The organism is Nocardia sp. NPDC051787 (assembly GCF_040681325.1).
Taxonomy (GTDB): domain Bacteria; phylum Actinomycetota; class Actinomycetes; order Mycobacteriales; family Mycobacteriaceae; genus Nocardia.
Genome location: NZ_JBFAYO010000059.1, coordinates 1 through 15690, shown reverse-complemented (window position 1 = coordinate 15690; position 15690 = coordinate 1). Strand labels below are relative to the sequence as shown.

The 15690-nt window shown below is 66.4% G+C and carries 17 protein-coding genes; all 17 read right to left on the bottom strand.

The features are described from left to right. Nucleotides 1-398 precede the first annotated feature (398 nt). Nucleotides 399-1658 (bottom strand): UDP-N-acetylglucosamine 1-carboxyvinyltransferase, encoded by a 1260-nt coding sequence (gene murA / locus AB0M45_RS33385; RefSeq protein WP_364337402.1) that lies wholly within the window; start codon nt 1656-1658, stop codon nt 399-401. 216 nt (nt 1659-1874) lie between these two features. Next, nucleotides 1875-2456: a cob(I)yrinic acid a,c-diamide adenosyltransferase gene (locus AB0M45_RS33380; RefSeq protein WP_364337400.1), complete on the bottom strand. Its 582-nt coding sequence runs from the start codon at nt 2454-2456 to the stop codon at nt 1875-1877. Between the two features lie 87 nt (nt 2457-2543). Then, nucleotides 2544-2966, bottom strand: coding sequence for a DUF2550 domain-containing protein (locus tag AB0M45_RS33375; protein ID WP_364337398.1), 423 nt, complete (start codon nt 2964-2966; stop codon nt 2544-2546). 260 nt (nt 2967-3226) lie between these two features. Beyond that, nucleotides 3227-3604, bottom strand: a complete 378-nt coding sequence (locus AB0M45_RS33370) for a F0F1 ATP synthase subunit epsilon (protein WP_364337404.1) — start codon at nt 3602-3604, stop codon at nt 3227-3229. A 21-nt stretch (nt 3605-3625) separates the two neighbouring features. Then, the gene (atpD, locus tag AB0M45_RS33365) at nt 3626-5074 is read right to left on the bottom strand and encodes a F0F1 ATP synthase subunit beta (protein WP_364337396.1); all 1449 of its coding nucleotides are present in this window, start codon (nt 5072-5074) and stop codon (nt 3626-3628) included. Nucleotides 5075-5122: 48 nt separating this feature from the next. Next, entirely contained in the window at nt 5123-6094 is a 972-nt protein-coding gene (locus AB0M45_RS33360) for a F0F1 ATP synthase subunit gamma (protein ID WP_364337394.1), read from the bottom strand. Between the two features lie 55 nt (nt 6095-6149). Beyond that, nucleotides 6150-7787, bottom strand: a complete 1638-nt coding sequence (gene atpA / locus AB0M45_RS33355) for a F0F1 ATP synthase subunit alpha (RefSeq protein WP_364337392.1) — start codon at nt 7785-7787, stop codon at nt 6150-6152. A gap of 55 nt (nt 7788-7842) precedes the next feature. Then, nucleotides 7843-8652, bottom strand: coding sequence for a F0F1 ATP synthase subunit delta (locus AB0M45_RS33350; protein ID WP_364337390.1), 810 nt, complete (start codon nt 8650-8652; stop codon nt 7843-7845). Between the two features lie 19 nt (nt 8653-8671). Further along, entirely contained in the window at nt 8672-9232 is a 561-nt protein-coding gene (locus tag AB0M45_RS33345; protein ID WP_330232728.1) for a F0F1 ATP synthase subunit B, read from the bottom strand. A 5-nt stretch (nt 9233-9237) separates the two neighbouring features. Next, nucleotides 9238-9486 carry an ATP synthase F0 subunit C gene (locus AB0M45_RS33340; protein ID WP_067479047.1) on the bottom strand — a complete coding sequence of 83 codons (249 nt, stop codon included), beginning with the start codon at nt 9484-9486 and terminating at the stop codon, nt 9238-9240. 78 nt (nt 9487-9564) lie between these two features. Continuing rightward, nucleotides 9565-10413: a F0F1 ATP synthase subunit A gene (gene atpB / locus AB0M45_RS33335; RefSeq protein WP_364337387.1), complete on the bottom strand. Its 849-nt coding sequence runs from the start codon at nt 10411-10413 to the stop codon at nt 9565-9567. Nucleotides 10414-10671: 258 nt separating this feature from the next. Further along, a complete protein-coding gene (locus AB0M45_RS33330) occupies nt 10672-11115 on the bottom strand; it encodes a hypothetical protein (RefSeq protein WP_364337385.1) in 444 nt (147 codons plus the stop codon). An 11-nt stretch (nt 11116-11126) separates the two neighbouring features. After that, the gene (locus tag AB0M45_RS33325; protein ID WP_364337383.1) at nt 11127-12284 is read right to left on the bottom strand and encodes an MraY family glycosyltransferase; all 1158 of its coding nucleotides are present in this window, start codon (nt 12282-12284) and stop codon (nt 11127-11129) included. Next, nucleotides 12281-12952 carry an L-threonylcarbamoyladenylate synthase gene (locus tag AB0M45_RS33320; protein WP_364337381.1) on the bottom strand — a complete coding sequence of 224 codons (672 nt, stop codon included), beginning with the start codon at nt 12950-12952 and terminating at the stop codon, nt 12281-12283. Before AB0M45_RS33320 ends, AB0M45_RS33325 begins: the two co-directional genes overlap by 4 nt. 182 nt (nt 12953-13134) lie before the next feature. Further along, on the bottom strand, nt 13135-14013 hold the full coding sequence (prmC, locus tag AB0M45_RS33315; protein WP_364337379.1) for a peptide chain release factor N(5)-glutamine methyltransferase: 879 nt from the start codon (nt 14011-14013) through the stop codon (nt 13135-13137). Between the two features lie 25 nt (nt 14014-14038). Beyond that, the gene (prfA, locus tag AB0M45_RS33310; protein WP_364337377.1) at nt 14039-15139 is read right to left on the bottom strand and encodes a peptide chain release factor 1; all 1101 of its coding nucleotides are present in this window, start codon (nt 15137-15139) and stop codon (nt 14039-14041) included. Between the two features lie 53 nt (nt 15140-15192). Further along, nucleotides 15193-15423, bottom strand: coding sequence for a 50S ribosomal protein L31 (gene rpmE, locus AB0M45_RS33305; RefSeq protein ID WP_011207583.1), 231 nt, complete (start codon nt 15421-15423; stop codon nt 15193-15195). Between the last annotated feature and the right edge of the window lie 267 nt (nt 15424-15690).

Genomic DNA, 15690 nt, shown 5'->3' with positions numbered 1-15690 from the left:
CCCCCACACGGGGAGTGAAGAGCCGGAACCAAAAAATATTTGGCACTGACATTCATCGACACACTATTGAGTTCTCAAAGAACACACGCACACACCATCGCCCGGTTTGAGCCGTTCGATCGGTGAAGCAACTTTTCCAGCTTAGCTCAGCCTCGAACCACGTTGCAAACGAGATTCTCGTTCGAGCTAGTGTGACCGCCAGGCGCTCCTCGTCCTACCTCGTTTCCCTCGCCTCTCGCTCAGCGTTTCCGCTCAGCTCCTGGGCTCCGGGTCGGTGTCCGTGTCGCTCTGACTTGGACAAAGTTACGTGTCGGCGTGCACGATGTCAAATCCCCTGGTCAGGAAGCGTTTTCGCGGAAACGTTCGGAGGTCGCGGACAACCGGGATCGAATCGGCGATCAATCCGCGGCGCCGACGCGCACTACATCGCCTCCCAGTGCCTGCAGCTGCTCGACGAAATTCGGATAACCGCGATCGATGTGGAAGACGTCGTGCACTTCGGTGGTCCCATCGGCGACCAAACCCGCGAGGACCAATCCGGCGCCCGCTCGAATATCGGACGACCACACCGGGGCACTCGACAACCTCGGAATGCCGCGCACCACGGCGTGGTGCCCGTCGGTGCGGGCGTCGGCACCGAGCCGGATCATCTCCTCCACGAAGCGGAAGCGCGCTTCGAAGATGTTCTCGGTGATCATCGATGTCCCGTCCGCGATGGACGCGAGCCCGATGGCCATCGGCTGCAGGTCGGTCGGGAAGCCGGGGAACGGCAGGGTCGAGAAGTTCACCGCGCGCGGGCGCTCGGCCTGCACCACGCGGAAGCCGTCCTGCTCGAACGAGATCCGCGCACCCGCGGAACGCAACTTGTCCAGCACCAGGGACAGGTGCTTGGGGTTCACTCCGGTGACGCGGATGTCCCCAAGGGTCATCGCGGCGGCGATCCCCCAGGTCGCGGCCACTATGCGGTCGCCGATGACGCGGTGGGTGGTGGGCGAGAGCCGCTCGACGCCCTGGATGGTGAGCACCGAGGTGCCCGCCCCGCTGATCCGCGCGCCCATCCGGACGAGCATGTTGCACAGGTCGACGATGTCCGGCTCGCGCGCGGCGTTGTCGATCACCGTCTCCCCCTGGGCGAGCACCGCCGCCATGAGGATGTTCTCGGTCGCGCCGACGGAAGGAAAGTCCAGACGGATCCGGGCGCCTTGAAGCTCGTCGGCCCGCGCGACCACGCAGCCGTGCTCGATCTCGCTGGTCGCGCCGAGCAGACGCAGACCGGCCTGATGCATATCGAGCGGACGTGAGCCGATCGCGTCACCGCCGGGCAGTGCGACGACCGCACGCTTGCATCGAGCCATCAGCGGACCGAGCACACACACCGACGCACGGAACTGGGTGACCGCGGGGAAGTCGGCGTGGTACTTCGGCTCGGCGGGCGTGGTGATGGTGACCACCCGGCCGTCGATGGTCACGTCACAGCCGAGGCCGCGCAGTACATCGGCCATCAGTGGCACGTCGAGGATGTCCGGGCAGTTCGAGATCGTGGTGGTGCCCTCGGCCAGCAACGCAGCGGCCATCAGCTTGAGGACGCTGTTCTTGGCGCCCCCCACCGTGACCTCACCGACGAGTCTATTTCCGCCGGTAACCAAAAACCGTTCCATGCCGCCTCTCCGCGTATTCGGCGCACTGTTGGTGCAAGGATAGTTGCGGCGGCCAACTACGGTGCCGCCTCTGCGCGACTACCCTCGCCTCTGGCCGTCTTTGCCGTACCAGCGAGTGCCGCGAGCTAGGTTTTGCGCGGCCGACGGCGTGGTCGGCGTCGTGTTCCCGGCATACCCCGTGGTTACTCGCGTACTCGCATGTTCTCGCCGACGCGATCAGGCGCTCGGCAGGTCCCCGCCGGGCTTCCACAGGATATCGCCGCCGGGATTGGCCACCCGGCTCAGGATGAACAGCAGGTCGGATAGCCGATTGAGGTACTTGGCGGGCAAGACGTCGGTGTCCTCCGGATACGCCTCGATCGCGGCCCACGCGGAGCGTTCCGCGCGGCGGGCAACGGTGCGGGCGGTATGCAGCAGGGCCGCCAGCGGCGTACCACCGGGCAGGATGAACGAGTTCAAAGCCGGCAGTTCGGCATTGAACTCATCGCACCACGCTTCGAGCCGGTCGACGTAGGGCTGGGTGACGCGCAGCGGCGGGTACTTCGGCTCCGCGACCACGGGTGTGGAGAGGTCGGCGCCGGCGTCGAACAGATCGTTCTGAATTTGCCGCAGCACCGCGAGCATCATCTCATCCGGCTGCCCGAGCGCGATCGCCACGCCGATGGCCGCGTTCGTCTCATCGCAGTCGGCGTACGCGACCAGGCGCGGATCGTTTTTGGCGACCCGGGAGAAGTCGCTCAGTCCCGTGGTCCCGTCATCGCCGGTCCGGGTATAGATCCGCGTCAAGTGAATACTCACAGCACAACCCTAATGGGCGCGGCCGAGTGAAGTCCGCCCCCAGCCCGGTCAGGTCCAGCGAAGACCCGAGGCAGCCGCTCATGTGATCTACAGACCTGGCATCCGCCGGGTGCGGTCTGAAGGGCGGGACTCCACCCAGGAAAGAAAGGCGGTCAACGAGTCGCGATCGAGCGCCAACTCGAAGCCGCCGGTCCGGTCCGACACCGCGATCACCGCGATGTCGTCGGTCATGATGTCGTATTCGTCACCGCGCGGACCGCGGCGATCACCGATCTCGATGCCTTGACGCCGAATCATGGAATCCGGGCCCAGTTTGAGGCTGGTGAGCTTGAAGAAGACGAGCCGGTCCTCGTCGTACCGGATCAATCCGTGCCGCCAACCCTGACCACCGCGGGCAGGGAGAACGCGCAGAATCGCGGCTGTTCCGCCGCGGCGCAACATGATCAGGCGATAGGTCGAGGCCAGCGCGAGGAACACGAGCACGAGCACCAGAATGATCAGCAGAACCATCCCGGTTTGCAATGCCGTTCGTCCCTTCGCTCCGCCGCCGTGTCGTCGACACGGTATTCGATTGGCGGTGTTCGCCGGCTCTTCGTGGTTGCGCAGGCTTGCGCCTCCGAGCCTGATGTTCACACCGCGTGCGGTCATTCAACCACGGCCCTGAATTTACAAATGGCCCGGCCGTGTCCGACTCGCCTACAAAACACGCTGTCGGCGGTGAAGAGTGTCTTCACCGCCGACAGCCGTCGTTCCTCGATGACAGGTTGTTGCTACGCGTTCGAGGTCTGCTCGACCGCGCGCACCCGGGCCTGAGCCGCCTTCTGCTGCTCTTCACTGGCCTCCGAGTCGGCCAGCACCCGGCGGGCCGCCTCGACATCCACCTCGTCGGCGAACTCCGCCGACTCGGCCAGTACCCGAACCGAGTTCGCGGTCACCGAGAAGAAGCCACCGTGCACCGCGGCGACGATGCGCTCGCCCTCGCTGGACACGATGTTCACAGTGCCGCCCTCGACCAGCTGGCCGAGCAGCGGCTCGTGCCCCGGCATGATGCCGATCTGGCCCTCGGTGGTCTGCGCGCTGACGAACGACGCCTGGCCGGACCAGAGCAGTCGTTCGACCGCGACGAGATCGACCGACATGTTGTTAATGGACTCAGTCGCCATGGGTGACTACTTTCCGGCGATCTTCTTCGCGGCCGCCTCGACGTCATCCAGACCACCACAGCTGTTGAACGCCTGCTCCGGGAAGTGGTCGAACTCGCCCTTGCAGACCCGGTCGAAGTCGTCGATGGTCTGCTCCAGCGGCACGACCGAACCCACCTGGCCGGTGAACTTCTCGGCCACGATGAAGTTCTGGCCCAGGAACTTCTCCAGACGACGGGCGCGGCCGACGAGGACCTTGTCCTCTTCGGAGAGCTCGTCCATACCGAGGATGGCGATGATGTCCTGCAGCTCCTTGTACTTCTGCAGGATCCGCTTCACCTCGTTGGCCACCGCGAAGTGCCGGTCACCGACGATCGAGGCCTCCAGGATGCGGGAGGTCGAGGTCAGCGGGTCGACGGCGGGGTAGATGCCCTTCTGCGAGATCGGGCGGGAAAGCTCGGTCGTCGCGTCCAAGTGGGCGAAGGTGGTGGCGGGCGCCGGGTCGGTGTAGTCGTCGGCAGGCACGTAGATGGCCTGCAGCGAGGTGATGGACCGACCGCGGGTCGAGGTGATGCGCTCCTGCAGCTCACCCATCTCATCGGCCAGGGTCGGCTGGTAACCGACGGCCGAAGGCATGCGGCCGAGCAGGGTGGAGACCTCGGAACCGGCCTGGGTGAACCGGAAGATGTTGTCGATGAACAGCAGCACGTCCTGGTGCTGCACGTCGCGGAAGTACTCGGCCATGGTCAGGGCCGAGAGGGCGACGCGCATACGGGTGCCCGGGGGCTCGTCCATCTGGCCGAAGACGAGGGCGGTGTCCTGGAGGACGCCCATCTCTTCCATCTCCAGGCGGAGGTCGGTGCCCTCACGGGTGCGCTCACCGACGCCGGCGAACACGGAGGTACCGGAGAACTCCCGCGCGATACGGGTGATCATCTCCTGGATCAGAACGGTCTTGCCGACACCGGCGCCACCGAACAGGCCGATCTTGCCACCCTTCACGTACGGGGTGAGCAGGTCGATGACCTTGATGCCCGTCTCCAGGATCTCGGTCTTGCCCTCGAGCTGGTCGAACGACGGCGGCTTGCGGTGGATGCCCCACTGCTCGCCCTCGCGGCCGAGGCCCGGGGTGTCCAGGCAGTCGCCGAGCGCGTTGAAGACGTGGCCCTTGACCACGTCGCCGACCGGCACCGAGATCGGCTTGCCGGTGTCGGTGACGGTGGCGCCGCGGACCAGGCCGTCGGTCGGCTGCATCGAGATGGTGCGCACGATGTTGTCGCCGAGGTGCTGGGCGACCTCGAGGGTCAGGGTCTTGGCCACCGAGGTCAGGGCGATCTCGGCGTGCAGCGCGTTGAACAGTTCGGGGATGGCTCCGCGCGGGAATTCGACGTCCACGACGGGGCCGATGACCCGGACGACGCGGCCCGTGGCGGCGCCGGTCCGGCTCGTGTCTTCTCGAGTGACAGCTGCGGTCATTGGTGTTGGTTCTCTCCGTGTCGATGGGCGGCCCTCGGGCCGCGGCGCTTAGTCGCGATCAGCGCTCGCCGCCAGCGCGTTCACGCCGCCGACGATTTCGCTGATTTCCTGCGTGATCTGGGCCTGACGCACCGAGTTCGCCTCCCGCTGAAGCACGTTCGCGAGTTCGTTGGCGTTGTCGGTGGCGGCCTTCATTGCGGTGCGCCGAGCCGCGGACTCGGATGCCGCTGCCTCGAGCAACGACGCGTAGATGCGCGTGTTGATGTACTTCGGCAGCAGCGCCGCCAGCAGCACATCGGCGTCGGGCTCGAATTCGTACTGCGCGTGGACTTCCGCGGTCGGCGAATCCGACACGATGTCCTCGCCCAGGTCGAAGTTCTCGTCGACGAAGCTCACCTGGATGGGCGCCAACCGGCGTACCTCCGGGGTCTGGGTCAGCATCGACACGAAGCGGGTGTAGACGATGTGCAGTTCATCCACCCCGGCGATGTCGCCCGTTCCGCGCGGATGCGGAACCTCGCCGTCGGACCCGGCCATGAACGCATCCACCAGGTGGTGGCAGGCGGCCGAGGCATCGGTGTACTTCGGCTGCTGCGAGAACCCGGTCCATGCGGACACGAATGGGCGGTTGCGGAAGGTGTAGTACGTCAGGCCCTTGTTGCCCATGACGTAGAGCACCGGTTCCTTGCCCTCGTCGCGCAGGGTGGTCATCAGCTCTTCGGCGCGCTTGAGCACGTTCGAGTTGTAACCACCGCACATACCGCTGTCACTGGTGATCACCAGCACCGCCGCACGACGCGGGTTGGGGCGCTCGGTCAGCAGCGGGTGCGACAGGTTCTTCGACGCGCTCGCCAGCTCGCTGAGGACCTTGGTGATCTCCTCGGCGTACGGCTTCGCGGCCGCGACCCTGGCCTGGGCCTTGGAGATGCGCGAGGTCGCGATCAGCTCTTGGGCCTTGGTGATCTTCTTGATCGAATTCACACCACGAATGCGGGAGCGCAATTCACGCAAACTTGCCATCAGCGGTTCACACTCCCTTCATTCGCACGAATCGAATAGCGCATGGCAGGCTCGATTACTTCTCGACGTGCTTGCGCGTCACCGACAGCGACTCGACCTCTTCGTGGTCGAGCTCGCCCGCTTCGGCCTCGTTCACCACACGGCTGCCGTCGGCGGCGAGGAAGCCCTGCTTGAACTTGTCGGTGGCCGTCTTGATCGCCTCGGCCGCGTCGCCATCGAGCACCTTGCCGCCCGCGATGGCCTTGAAGGCGTCCGCGGCGGTGCGGTGCAGGTCTTCCAGCAGCTCCACGTTGAAGCGGCGGATGTCGGCGACCGGAACCGAGTCGTAGTAGCCGCCGTCGACCAGGTAGATCGAAACGATCTGGTCTTCGACCGGCACCGGCGAGTACTGGTCCTGCTTGAGCAGCTCGACCCAGCGGGCGCCACGCTCGAGCTGCGCCAGCGACGCGGCGTCGAGGTCGGAGGCGAAGGCGGAGAACGCCTCCAGCTCGCGGTACTGGGCCATTTCCAGACGCAGCGAACCGGCGACCTTCTTCATGCCCTTGGTCTGGGCGGCGCCACCGACGCGGGAGACCGAGGTACCGACGTTGATCGCCGGGCGGACACCCTTGTTGAACAGGTCGGACTCGAGGAAGACCTGGCCGTCGGTGATGGAGATGACGTTGGTCGGAATGAACGCCGAGATGTCGTTGGCCTTGGTCTCGATGATCGGCAGACCGGTCATCGAGCCGGCGCCCATCTCGTCGGACAGCTTGGCGCAACGCTCCAGCAGACGGGAGTGCAGGTAGAAGACGTCACCGGGGTACGCCTCGCGGCCCGGCGGGCGACGCAGCAGCAGCGAGATGGCGCGGTAGGCCTCGGCCTGCTTGGTCAGGTCGTCGAACACGATCAGCACGTGCTTGCCCTGGTACATCCAGTGCTGGCCGATGGCCGAACCGGTGTAGGGCGCCAGCCACTTGAAGCCGGCGGAGTCCGAGGCCGGGGCCGCGACGATGGTGGTGTACTCCAGCGCGCCGTGCTGCTCCAGCGCGGCCTTGACGCCCGCGATGGTGGAACCCTTCTGGCCGATGGCGACGTAGATGCAGCGCACCTGCTTCTTGGGATCGCCGGTCTCCCAGTTGGCCTTCTGGTTGAGGATCGCGTCGATGCAGACCGCGGTCTTGCCGGTCTTGCGGTCGCCGATGATCAGCTGGCGCTGGCCACGGCCGATCGCGGTCAGCGCGTCGATGGCGGTGATGCCGGTGGCCAGCGGCTCTTCGACCGGCTGACGCTCCAGCACGGTCGCGGCCTGCAGCTCCAGCACGCGCTGCTCCTCGGACTCGATCTCGCCGAGACCGTCGATCGGCTGACCGAGCGGGTTCACCACGCGGCCGAGGAACTTGTCGCCGACCGGGACCGAGAGCACGTCACCGGTCCGGCGGACCTCGTGACCTTCCTCGATTTCGGCGAACTCGCCGAGGATGACCGCACCGATCTCACGGTCCTCGAGGTTCAGCGCCACGCCGAGCACGCCACCGGGGAACTCGAGCAGCTCGTTGGCCATCGCCGAAGGCAGGCCGCTGACGTGCGCGATGCCGTCGCTGGCGTCGGTGACCACGCCGACTTCTTCGATGGAGGTCTCGGGGGTGTAGCTCTGGGTGTAGCTCTCGATCGCGCTACGGATCTCGTCGGAGGAGATCGTCAGCTCCGCCATGTTCTTCCTGCTCTCGCTGTCTGGGTCTGGAATGTCGGGGGTGGTGGTGAGCGCGCTAGGTCAGGGCCCGGCGCAGCTTTTCCAGTCGGCCGAGGGCGCTGCCGTCGATCACGTCGTCACCGACGCGCACGACGAGCCCGCTCAGCAAAGTCGGGTCGACCTGGACGTGCACCGTGATCGCCTTGCCGTAGATACGGCCGAGCGAGCCGGCCAGCCGGTCCCGCTGCTGCTCGGTGAGCGTGATCGCGGCGCGCACGTGCGCGACGATCTGCTCACGACGACCCGCTGCCAGGTCGGACAGCTCGTCGAAGGCCGCGCCGATGCTCGTCCGCTGCCTGGCCACCACCTGCTCCGCCAGGGTCAGGGTGATCGGCTCGGTCTTGTCCGAGAGCAGGCGGGCGACCAGCTCGCGCTTGGCCGACGCCGGCTTCGCCCGATCCGACAGAGCCTGCTCCAGCTCGGGGTTGTCGGCGATGATCCGGCCGAGCCGGAACAGCTCGTCCTCGACCGCGTCGAGCCGGCCGCGCTGCGCCGCCGACTCCAGCAACGCCTCTTGGCCGAGCAGCACCAGGGTGTCGACCAGGTTCGAGGTGCGCGACCAGTCCTGGGCCACCGCGGTGGTCAGCACCGCCAGCGTGGCAGCGCTGACCTTGCCGCCGAAGACCCGCTCGCAGAGTTCCGCGCGCACGGAACCCGGCACCGACACGTCCGCGAGCGCCACACGCAGCGAACGCTGGTCGTCCAGCACGGCGACAACGGCGAACAGTTCCGAACCCGTCGTGGCCGCAGCCGTATCGCTTCCGGTCAGAGCGGCCCGAAGCGCCTCCCGGGACCGGGCGCTTGCCTCGCGGCTCGCTGCGTACATGCTTCTCACTTTCGCGTCGTTACCTTCCGACCCCGATGCCTGCGTCCGACTCGTCGAGCTCGTCGAGGAACCGCTCGATCGACGCCGCCTGCTTGGCCTCGTCCGACACCGACTGTCCGATGATCTTCTCGGCCAGGTCGACGGCCGTGCGGCCGACTTCGGAGCGGAGCTCGGTGAGGATCTGCTGGCGCTGGGCTTCCAGCTGGGTGTGGCCCGCCGCGACGATGCGGTCGCTTTCGGCCTGGGCCTCGGCGCGCATCTGGGCGAGGATCTCCTGGCCCTGGGTGCGCGCGTCCTCCCGGATACGGGCGGCCTCGAGCCGGGCCTCGGCCAGCTGCTGCTGGTACTGCTGCAGGGTGAGCTGAGCTTCTTCCTGCGCGGCTTCCGCGCGAGCGATGCCGCCTTCGATCTTGTCCGAACGCTCATCGAGCGTCTTCATCAGGCGCGGAACCACGTACTTGTAGAACAGGGCCGCGATGATGATGACGCAGACGATCGACCAGACGATGTCGTACGTTTCGGGGACGAGAGGATTCACTTCCTCTCCCTCCGCCGCCGCGAGCAAAACTGACTCGTACATCGGAATCAGAAAATGAAGCCGGCGACGAGACCGATGAGGGCGAGCGCCTCGGTGAACGCGATACCGAGGAACATGTTGGTGCGGATGGTGCCCTGCAGCTCAGGCTGACGCGCGATGCCCTCGATGGCCTTGCCGACGACGATGCCGACGCCGATGCCAGGGCCGATCGCGGCGAGACCGTAGCCGACAGCGCCCAAACCCTTGAACGTGCTCTCGGTCGTCGCGGCTTCCTGGGCCAGGTAAGCGAGGCTCATGAGTCTTCCATTCCCTTTCTGTTGCTCACCCGCCGGTCGGCGTGGTGTAGCAGGTTTCCGGTAGTTGTGTCGGTCAGGTCAGTGGTCGGCCGCGTGCTGTGCGAGCCCGATGTAAACGGCGGTCAGCAGCGCAAACACATAGGCCTGCAGGAAGATGACCAACATCTCGAACAGCGTGAATCCGAGTCCCGCGAGCAGCGAGAACGGCGAGAACACCTTCATCCATGAAGCGGCGTCGAACAGGAAGAACCAGGTGGCGCTGAAGAACAGCACCAGCATGATGTGACCGGCCAGCATGTTGGCCATGAGTCGGACGGTCAGCGTGAACGGACGCAGGATGAAGGTGGAGACGAACTCGATCGGAATCAGCAGCACGTGGAGTGCGGGGGGAACATTCGGAACGACGATGCTGCTGCGCATGTAGGTGAGGAATCCGTACTTCTTGATACCGACGTAGTTGAACGCCAGGTACGCGATGACGGCCAGCGTCAGCGGCATGCCGATTCGAGCATTCGACGAGATGTTCAACCCCGGAATGATGCCGGAGAAGTTCAGAAAGAGGACCGTGAAGAAGATCGTCGCGATCAACGGGAAGAATCTGCGTCCCGACTCCTTGCCCAGCACCTCTTCGCAGATCTGCTCCTTGACGAAGACCAGGCCGATTTCGGCGACATTCTGCAGACCGCGCGGCACGATCTTCGGCGAACGGAACGCCAGCAGCATCACGGCGACCAGAACGGCCGACATCAGCATGCGGATCAGCATCAATCGATCGAGTTCGAACGGCGTTCCCTCGAACAGCACAGCTGGAGGGAAGAAGTCGGTAAGCGACGGCGCATGGAACTCGGCCGCCAGAGTGGTGACGCTCAGCGTTCTCTCCCGTGTTCGGGCCGCGGGTACGGTCATTCCCGCGGTTCGATCGGACATTGACGATCAATTTGGGTCGACTCAGGTCGGCTCGAAGTTCGTCAGCAGCTGTGCGGCGGTTTGGACTCCACCCGGCGTCTGTACGTGTGTCGGCGACATCGTCGACATGCAGAACCGGAACACCCCTCGGAGCCCGGCACGGCAGTAAGCATAGCTGCCTTTGTGGGGGATCCAGCGGGTGACCCCTCACTTGGTCGCTTGCTTACCAACACTTTACCAAGTGATCTACGACAGCATGTAGGGGGTGTGCGTTTTTTGTTACTCGCGGGTATCAGACGCTTCCGTGTCGGTGGTCGTCACGTATGGGACCTTCTGGCGCAGAACGCCGTACGTCTCCGCGCCGAGCACGATGACCAAGGCTCCGACGACGGTGAGGAACAGGACGACCCGGTCGTAGAAATCGAACTGGTTGAGGATCGCGATGACGACCAGCGCCACGAGCATCTTGCCCACCCAGCTCACCAGCATGACCAGACCGGCGGTGGTCGGAGGCAATTTCGCGCCGAACAGCACGACGGCCGCGGTGGTGAGAATAAAGCCCCCGCCGATCGCGGCGCCCAGCAGCGCGCCCCACACGCCCGGCATTCCGGAGACGGCGGCGCCAAGTCCGACCGCGAGGACCACCAGCACGCCCAAGCCGATCAGGCCGTAGCGCAGAGCGGACCGCAGCGGCGCGTCGGGGCCGGGGACAGGTTCGATCACAGCCGCCGACTTTACCCCGACGCCGATCCGTCCCCCGCGGGGTCCCTGCGCCGCAGCCCCGGAATCGCGGTGATCACCAACGCGAAAACCAGCCCGCCCGCCATCATCAGGACAACCAGCCTGCGGTCCATCAGCGAGGTGCCCACCGCGCCGAACGCGAGCACACCGACCCACAAATAGATGAGCAGCACGACGCGCCGGTGGGAATGGCCGATCTGCAGCAAGCGATGATGCAAGTGCATTTTGTCCGGCGTCGAGAAACTCACGCCCGCGCGAACCCGGCGCACGATGGCGAGCAACAGGTCCAGCACCGGAATGAACATCACCGCGCCGACCAGCAACAGCGGGGAAAGCAGGCCGACGATGTCGCGCGGCCCGTATCCCTGCAACGGGATTCGACCGGATGCACCGGTGGACACCGCGGCCAGCATCAGTCCGATCAGCATCGAGCCGGAGTCGCCCATGAATATGCGCGCGGGCTGGAAATTGTGCGGCAGAAATCCGAGGCATCCGCCCGCCAGCGCGGCGGCGAGCAGCGCGGGCGGGTAGGTGTCGACCGAGCCGCCCTGTTCGTTCATCAATCCCACGCAGAACACGAAAACGGCCAGCGCGGCGATCAAGCCCAGGCCCGCGGCGAGACCGTCCAGACCGTCGACGAAGTTCATGGCGTTCACCAGGGTGACGGTGACCGCGACTGTGACCAAGCCGCCTTGCAACCCGTCCAGCACCACCGTGGTGTTGCTGAACGGGTTGTAGATGACGTACCAACCCAGCCCCATGACGGCCATCACGCCCGCCGCCGTCACCTGTCCGGCGAACTTGGTGAGCGCGTCGAGTCCCCACCGGTCGTCGACGATGCCGACCGCCACGATCAGCGTGCTCGCCACCAGTACGGCGATCGGGATATTGGGTTTGTAGTCGAATCCGCTCCGCAGCGCGGGCAGCTGGTGCGCGAACAGCACCGCGGTGACCACGCCGATGTACATGCCGACGCCGCCCATCCGTGGAATCGGCTTGACGTGCACGTCCCGGTCGCGCGGCACGGCGACCGCGCCGAAGCCGATCGCCAGCACGCGCACCCCGCCGGTGGCCAGGAAGGTCACCACAGCGGAGATGAGCAGCACGACGAGCAGCTCGCGCAAGGGAACGACAGCGCTCGAACCCATCATCCGAGCCGCTGCGCGGCGCCACCGAGCGCCTCCGGCGACATGCCGAGCACCTCGGCGATGTCGGCGACGGGCACCGCGCCCGCGCGCAGGATGCGCGGTTGGTCGGCGGTCAGGTCGACGATGGTGGAGGCGACCGCGTGCTCGGCGGGACCGCCGTCGAGATACACGCCGACCAGCTCGCCGAGCTGGTCCTTGGCCTCGGCCGCGGTCTTGGCCGGTGGCTGTCCGGACACGTTGGCGCTGGACACCGCCAGCGGGCCGACCTCACGCAACAGCTCGAGCGCGACCGGGTGCAGCGGCATCCGCAGCATCACCGTCCCGCGCGTGTCACCGAGATCCCAGGCCAGCGAAGGCGCTTGCTGCACAACCAGACTCAGGCCACCGGGCCAGAACGCCCGGATCAGTTCGCGCGCTTGCGGCCGCACCGAGAACACCAGGCCGTCGATGGTGTGCCAGGATCCGACGAGCACCGGCACCGGCATGTCTCTGCCCCGGCGCTTGGCCGCGAGCAGCGAGCTCACCGCGGTGGAATCGAACGCGTCGGCGGCCAAGCCGTACAGGGTGTCGGTGGGCAGCACGACCAGCCGTCCGGATTTCAGAGCGCTGGTGGCTGCGGACAGTCCGGCGGCGCGCGAGTCGGGGTCCGCGCAGTCGTAGACGGTACTCACGGCACCATCCTGTCACGGCAGTCCGCCTCTCCGCGTATTCAGGCCGTACTAGTAGGTGCCGTAGGGCTCGCGTTCAGGTCCTGCGTCAGGTGCCGAGCAAGTTCTGGGCGTGCCCGACGAGTTACCCATGTACTCACGAAATCAGTCGTCACGTTGGTGTCGGCCCGCGCAGGGGCGTGAGGTCAGGACCGGATGGCGGCGACGAAGCGTGGTTTCCCTGCGAGGTCGGGGTGTTCGACGATGTCGGTGAACTGCCCGTGCTCTGCCAGCAGTGCGGCCAGGGCTGAGCCGTTGGTGTCGTCGTGTTCGATGGCGACGCCGCCGCCTGGGCGCAGCAGGCGGGTGATGTTCGGGATCATGCCGCGGATGACCGACAAACCGTCCGAGCCGCCGAACAGGGCGATCGGCGGGTCGTGCTCGGCCACCTCGGGGTCGAGGCGGGCGCCCTCCGGGATATAGGGCGGGTTGGAGACCACCACGTCCACGCGGCCGTCGAGGTCGGTGAGCAGCGTGGGGTCGGTGGCGTCGTCGGCGTAGAGCGTGATCGGTGTGTCACCCGCCGCGATGCGGTCGTCGGCGTTGCGGCGCGCCCAGACCAGCGCCTCCGGATCGAGCTCGATCGCGTGCACGTCGGCGTCGGGGCGCGCGTGCGCGATGGCGAGGGCGAGCGCGCCCGATCCGGTGCACAGGTCGACGACGATCGGGGCGTGATCGTGCGGCAGGGCCTCCAGCTGGGCCAGCGCCCATGCGAACAGCAGCTCGGTCTCGGGGCGCGGCACGAAGACGCCGGGTCCCACGGCGAGGTCGAGCGCACCCATCACGGCCGTTCCGGTCAAGTGCTGCAACGGAATCCGCTGCGCACGGCGATCGACCAGCTCCCGATACTCGGCCAGCTTGCCCGGCGGCACCAGCGGGGTCAGCGCCAGCCTGGTCCGTTCCACGCCGAGGACGTGCGCCGCCAAGTGCTCGGCGTCGGCCTGCGGACTGTGCACCCCGGCGGTCCGCAATGTCTCGATGGCGTCGTTGATGGCGGGGCGCAGCGCGACTCGGGTGGTAGACATGGCATCGACTCTGCCCGAAGCGGGATCATTCCGCCGCCATACGCGCTTCGCGATCCGCCTTACCCAGGGCATCCAGCAACGCGTCGAGGTCGCCGTCGAGCACCGCGTCCAGGTTGTGCGCCTTGAAGCCGATGCGATGGTCGGTGATCCGGTTCTCCGGGAAGTTGTAGGTGCGAATCCGCTCGGAGCGGTCCACGGTGCGGATCTGGCTCGCCCGGCCCGCGGCCGCCTCTTGGTCGGCCTGCTCCTCGGCCAGTGCTTGCAGCCGGGCCGCGAGCACCTGCATGGCGCGGGCCTTGTTCTGCAGCTGGGACCGCTCGTTCTGGCAGGTGACCACGATGCCGGAGGGCAGATGGGTGATGCGGACCGCGGAGTCGGTGGTGTTGACGCCCTGACCGCCCTTGCCGGAGGAGCGATAGACGTCGATCCGCAGATCGGACTCGTCGATCTGCACCTCTTCGATTTCGTCGGGCTCCGGGTAGATCAGCACGCCCGCCGCCGACGTGTGGATGCGTCCCTGCGATTCGGTCACCGGGACGCGCTGCACACGGTGCACACCGCCTTCGAATTTGAATCGCGACCACACGCCGTCGCGCGCGGCGTCCCGGCTCTTGATCGACAACGTGGCCTCTTTGTAGCCGCCCAGATCGGAGAGCGTGGCGTCGAGAATCTCGACCTTCCAGCCGTGACGCTCGGCGTAGCGCACGTACATGCGGGCCAGGTCGGCGGCGAACAACGCGGACTCCTCGCCACCCTCCCCGGACTTCACCTCGAGCACGACGTCGTCGCCGTCGTGCGGGTCGCGTGGGGCGAGCAGGTCGGCGAGGGCCTGTTCCAGTTCCTGGACCTGTCGTTCCAGGCCGGGGATCTCGGCGGCGAAGGCGGCATCGTCGGCGGCGAGTTCTCCGGCGGCGGACAGATCGTCGCGCGCGGCCTCCAGCTTGCGGTACGTGGCCATGACCGGAGCCAGCTCGGCGAACCGCTTGCCGACCCGGCGCGCGGCGCCCGCATCGTTGTGCAGCGACGGATCGGCCAGCTGCGTCTCCAAGCCGGCGTACTCGGCCAGAACATCATCGATGGCGGACGGTTGCGTCACGGTGCTTCCTTCTCCTGGGTACCTGTCCATACAAAAACACCGACGCCCGGCCTGCGCAGCAGGACCGGGCGTCGGCGAGGAAGCTACTTGGCGTCGGCCTTCTTGCCGGCACGCTTGCCGTAGCGGGCCTCGAAGCGGGCCACGCGGCCACCGGTGTCGAGGATCTTCTGCTTGCCGGTGTAGAACGGGTGGCACTGCGAGCAGACCTCGACGGTGATGTGTCCCGACTCCTTGGTGCTGCGAGTCTGGAAGGTGTTGCCGCAACCACAGACGACCGTGGTGTCGACATACGCCGGGTGAATTCCTGCCTTCATGGATGTCCTCTCGAGATGTGGCCGCCGGGTCGCCGACGCGAATTCGCGACGAGCGTGAACCGGAACCGACTAGGCGGGAGGTCTGCTCACCTGAGCAGACGCAACGACCGTTCAGTATGCCAGAACTGCCGTTACGCTCCCAAAACGCCCCTGGCGAGTGGTTTGTTCCCGCCCTAGACGAGTAAGTCCGAAGTCCCGGCGTTGTCCGGACATGGACGGAGGGCGTCGAAGATCATTGTGTGACGAACGACCTGGACGCCCTCCTGA